Here is a 4174-nt window from a genome sequence, read left to right on the forward strand (position 1 = left end):
ATGTAATAGAACTGAATATCAAGCGATACGTCTTTCGACAAAACTCTGATCAAGTCTTTTTCTTTTTCAGCCTCATGGATATCCGTTAAAATGAGGCCTGCGCCTCTTTTCCCCATTTCCGTTAGGGCCTGGAGAGAATTCACAAAAATTGAACTCTTTAGGGATTGACCATCTTCATATAATTTTTCAAATGGTTCTAAAAATTCAGCTGAAAATGCCGCGATACGATGCTCTTTCAAATCTTGAATCGAGGCTGGCGTGCCCTTTGCCTCAAGATATGCTTGATGGGCAAAAAGACCAAGCTCATAGCTCATCAAATAGTCTTGGGTTAAATCATCACGCTCTTTCTGGAAAGGCGCAATCAATGCATCCACTTTGCGAAAACGAAGATCAGCAGGGCCTTCGCTGCTCACTAAATTCAAATCTAACAATGGGAATTTATCCATAAAATCAGCGACATAGAGAGGCAACAATGATTGAATCAGAACCGAATTCACTTCAATCTTCAAAACACCGCGTGGCTCTTGATTAAAATCGCGCATCATATTTTCAACTTGATCGGCTTTTTCTGTCATTTCTGTCGCAAATTCAAACAAAATCTTCCCTGCCTCTGTGGGACGCACACCTGTCTGATCACGAAAGAGAAGCTTTGTTTGCAGATCTTCTTCAAGATCTTTAATATGTCTTGTCAGGCCTGGCTGTGTTAAATTGAGGGCCTTTGCTGCTTCAGTCAATTTACCATGACGAACAATGTGGTAAAATAATTTTACTTTATCAAGATCCATTTTTATTTCTTCTTTTTATTTTTATAAATGATCATTCCCAATTCGTTGATTAGAAATGCTTTCAATGACATTTATGCCAATCTATCTCCACTAAAAATACAGACCGACCCAAATCTCATTCATCACCTTTTGATATTAAGCAGAAAATTCTGCTATCGCCAAGTAAAAAAACTTATTTGGTCATAAAAAATTAACGATTGCGTTAAATGCATCACAACGCCCTTCCCTAATAATCTTGCAAAAGAAGTAATTAAGAAACTAGATCAAAATCGTCATTCAGAGCCACCCCCATAAGGGGTGGCGTGGAATCTCATTAAATCAACAACTAAGTTTAATGCCTGTTGTGAGATTGCAGAGACTCCACGGGCCCGAGGACGGGCCCTCTGAGTGACGTATCAATAATTAAGAACAACCCCAAATGAGCGGAAAGCCCTCTCTTGCAACTCTTTCAGCCTCACTTGTTGGCTGTCCTTGAGCATCTAACAGAACAAGCCCTTGATGCAGTGTGAGTCCTGTTTTCATATCAAGCTGACCACGGACCAGCACACGCTTTGCGCCCTTACCTGCTTTTGTAAAGAGCGGGAAAACCTCAATCTTACCGAAGCCAACCCTCATAGCACTCAAGATATCTGCTAATCTTTCTGTCGTATGGATCATTGTTAAAACGCCTTTCGGCTTTAATCTTTTTTGGCAAGCTTTAATCCAAGCCTGCACGTCTTTTCCGGCCTCTTCTTCAAAAGAGAGCACGCGGCCTTTTACAGCTGATCGAGACAGCGTTCCATGCTCATAAAAGGGCGGATTGGTCACAATGTGGTGAAATTGCCTCTCACGCATCGCTTTTGGCAAATGGAATAAATCCGCTCTCTCAAAAGTAACAACATCAGAGAGACCATTCAGCTCAGCATTTTGCATTGCAAGCTCAATCAAATCTGCTTGAACATCAATCCCTGTGTAATTGATTTTAAAAGCGGAATCACGCAAACGATGCGCAAGACAGATTGATGCTGTCCCCACACCAGAGCCGACTTCAAGAATCTCACACCCATTTTTAAAGCCATACACACTGGCTGCCAGAAAAACAGCATCGCTGCCGGCTCGAAAGCCCTTAAGAGGTTGCTTTATCTTGACTTTTCCACCAAGGAAAGCATCGCACGATGTACCGCCCATTCTGACTCCATTTGCTTATGTAAGTGAGACTGCTGAATATCTGCGTCCGTCACTCAGAGGGCCCAAAGGGCCCGTGGAGTCTCTGCAATCCATTAACAGACGCTTCTTTAACTTATTGACTTTATGAGATTCCACGCCACCTCTTAAGGAGGTGGCTCTGAATGACGGCCCTCAAATTATTCACTTTACCTATTCGTTCATCGATCTGATCATCACACCTAAAAGTGTAATTTCTAAAGAGCCAAAAGGCAAGAGAATAGAAGATACGCCTCTCCTTTTCAGCCTTTGCTCATTTTGAATTTGAATTTATGTGATTTTGGCAGTACGATACGAGTACCAAGCACCAGATATAATTCTCACAGTAAGGTTATCAGCATGAGCGTTCTTTCAACTCTATTACACCATGTAGACACAGCACCAGCCTCTGATGCTGGCTTTCTGGCCTTTAAGACTTTTACAACGCCTGATCTTGAAAAGGTCAATAAGCTCATTCTTGAAAAGCTGTATTCCTCTGTACCTTTAATTCCTGAAGTTGCAAACCATCTCATTCAAACAGGTGGTAAAAGAGTCCGCCCTTGCCTCACACTTGCTGCAACAAAACTATTCTCAGAAACAGAACATCGCCAAATCGGCCTTGCAACAGCTGTTGAATTTATCCACACAGCAACACTTTTACATGATGATGTGGTCGATGAGAGCGAGCTCAGACGCGGCCAAGCGACAGCCAATACAATTTTCGGCAACAAATCAAGCGTGCTGGTTGGTGACTTTCTCTTTGCGCGTGCCTTTGAACTCATGGTTGATGACGGATCCATGCAGACTCTCAAAAGCCTTGCCAGAGCCTCATCTATCATTGCTGAAGGTGAAGTTCTACAGCTCGCCACAACCTGCAATCTAGAGACAACAGAAGCAGATTACATCAAGGTGATATCCTACAAAACAGGGGAACTCTTTGCTTCAGCTGCTAATGTTGCGGGCCTTATTTGCGATCGGTCTGAAGCTGAAGTCAAAGCACTTTACGATTATGGACTCTCACTCGGCATTGCATTTCAAGTCATTGACGATATTCTGGATTATTCAGCTAAACAACAAGAACTAGGTAAATCAATTGGGAATGATTTTTCTGAATGCAAAATGACGCTTCCAGTCATTCACGCCTATCAAAATGCAACAACAGCTGATGAAAAAGCCTTTTGGACCAGGTGCGTTGAAAATAAAATCCAGAACCCAGCTGATTTTAATCAAGCCCTATCCTATATCCAAAAGAACAAAAGTCTCGACTACGCTTTTGACAAAGCTGAACAGTATGGTAAAATTGCTCTCCAATCCTTGAAATCTCTGCCACAGAATCAAGCCAATGTTATCTTGCGCGACTTAATTCATTTTGTGCTGAACAGAGGTTATTAATGTTGGATGATCTAAGACAGCTTTATCAAGAAGTCATCATCGATCATAGCCGCTCGCCTCGTCATTTCGGGCACCCTGCCTATGTCACGCATTCTGCCGATGGTGATAATCCTGTTTGCGGAGATCAGCTCACCGTCTATTTAAAACTGAATCCAGACACAAACACGATTGAGGACATCCAGTTTGAAGGCAAAGGCTGCGCGATTTCAACTGCTTCCGCCTCACTCATGACCGAGATGCTTTTCGGCAAAAGCAAGGATGAGACTGATAAGCTCTTCACCTATTTTCACCATTTAATGACCGATGAGAATCAAGAAGTTGTAGCGCAGCTCGGCTCCGAAATTTCACCAGACAATCTTGAGATTTTGCAAGTTCTTGCGGGCGTAAAACAATTTCCGATGCGTGTGAAATGTGCAACGCTGGCCTGGCACACAATGAAAGCTGCTTTTCAGAACAAGAAGAGCGTTTCAACGGAGTGATGAAAGATGATATACCTACTCGTCATCGCGAGGGGCGAAGCGACGTGGTGATCTTTTTTTTCATACTATGAGATTGCCACGTCAGCCTTCGGCTTCCTCGCAATGACGTACTCATTGCGGACTCTCTTTTTGTCATCCTTGCCCTTACTCTTTCCATCACTGCTCCTTTCTTTGTCATCCCTGCTCCTTTCTTTGTCATCCCTGCGAAGGTGTACAGACCGGAGACATAGGTAACGAATGTGCGGGGACATAGGTAACGAAAATTGATAAACTTTACGGCAAAAATGGGAGATCTAAAATGCCGTGGTTAGCAAAAGGAGTTATCGAAGTGAAAGA

General features: G+C 42.9%; 4 protein-coding genes. 2 read left to right on the forward strand and 2 right to left on the reverse strand.

What is annotated here, in order from left to right:
* Positions 1-785: LysR family transcriptional regulator (locus tag KBF71_08820; protein MBP9878413.1), on the reverse strand; the 785-nt coding region annotated here is incomplete at its 3' end.
* Between the two features lie 402 nt (positions 786-1187).
* Positions 1188-1952 (reverse strand): methyltransferase domain-containing protein, encoded by a 765-nt coding sequence (locus KBF71_08825; protein ID MBP9878414.1) that lies wholly within the window; start codon positions 1950-1952, stop codon positions 1188-1190.
* Positions 1953-2327: 375 nt separating this feature from the next.
* On the opposite strand from KBF71_08825, the gene KBF71_08830 reads away from it, so the two are divergent.
* Together KBF71_08830 and KBF71_08835 are read left to right on the forward strand one after the other, a co-directional pair.
* On the forward strand, positions 2328-3359 hold the full coding sequence (locus KBF71_08830; GenBank protein MBP9878415.1) for a polyprenyl synthetase family protein: 1032 nt from the start codon (positions 2328-2330) through the stop codon (positions 3357-3359).
* Positions 3359-3838 (forward strand): SUF system NifU family Fe-S cluster assembly protein, encoded by a 480-nt coding sequence (locus tag KBF71_08835; GenBank protein ID MBP9878416.1) that lies wholly within the window; start codon positions 3359-3361, stop codon positions 3836-3838. The genes KBF71_08830 and KBF71_08835 overlap by 1 nt, the downstream gene beginning before the upstream one ends.
* Positions 3839-4174: the final 336 nt, after the last annotated feature.

Source organism: Alphaproteobacteria bacterium (genome assembly GCA_018063245.1).
In the GTDB taxonomy this organism is placed as follows: domain Bacteria; phylum Pseudomonadota; class Alphaproteobacteria; order JAGPBS01; family JAGPBS01; genus JAGPBS01.

What these genes read in the sequence shown, in the direction of transcription:
- KBF71_08825 (MBP9878414.1), bottom strand. Translation starts at nt 1,952, where the DNA reads ATGGGCGGTACATCGTGCGATGCTTTCCTTGGTGGAAAAGTCAAGATA.
- KBF71_08830 (MBP9878415.1), top strand. Translation starts at nt 2,328, where the DNA reads ATGAGCGTTCTTTCAACTCTATTACACCATGTAGACACAGCACCAGCC.
- KBF71_08835 (MBP9878416.1), top strand. Translation starts at nt 3,359, where the DNA reads ATGTTGGATGATCTAAGACAGCTTTATCAAGAAGTCATCATCGATCAT.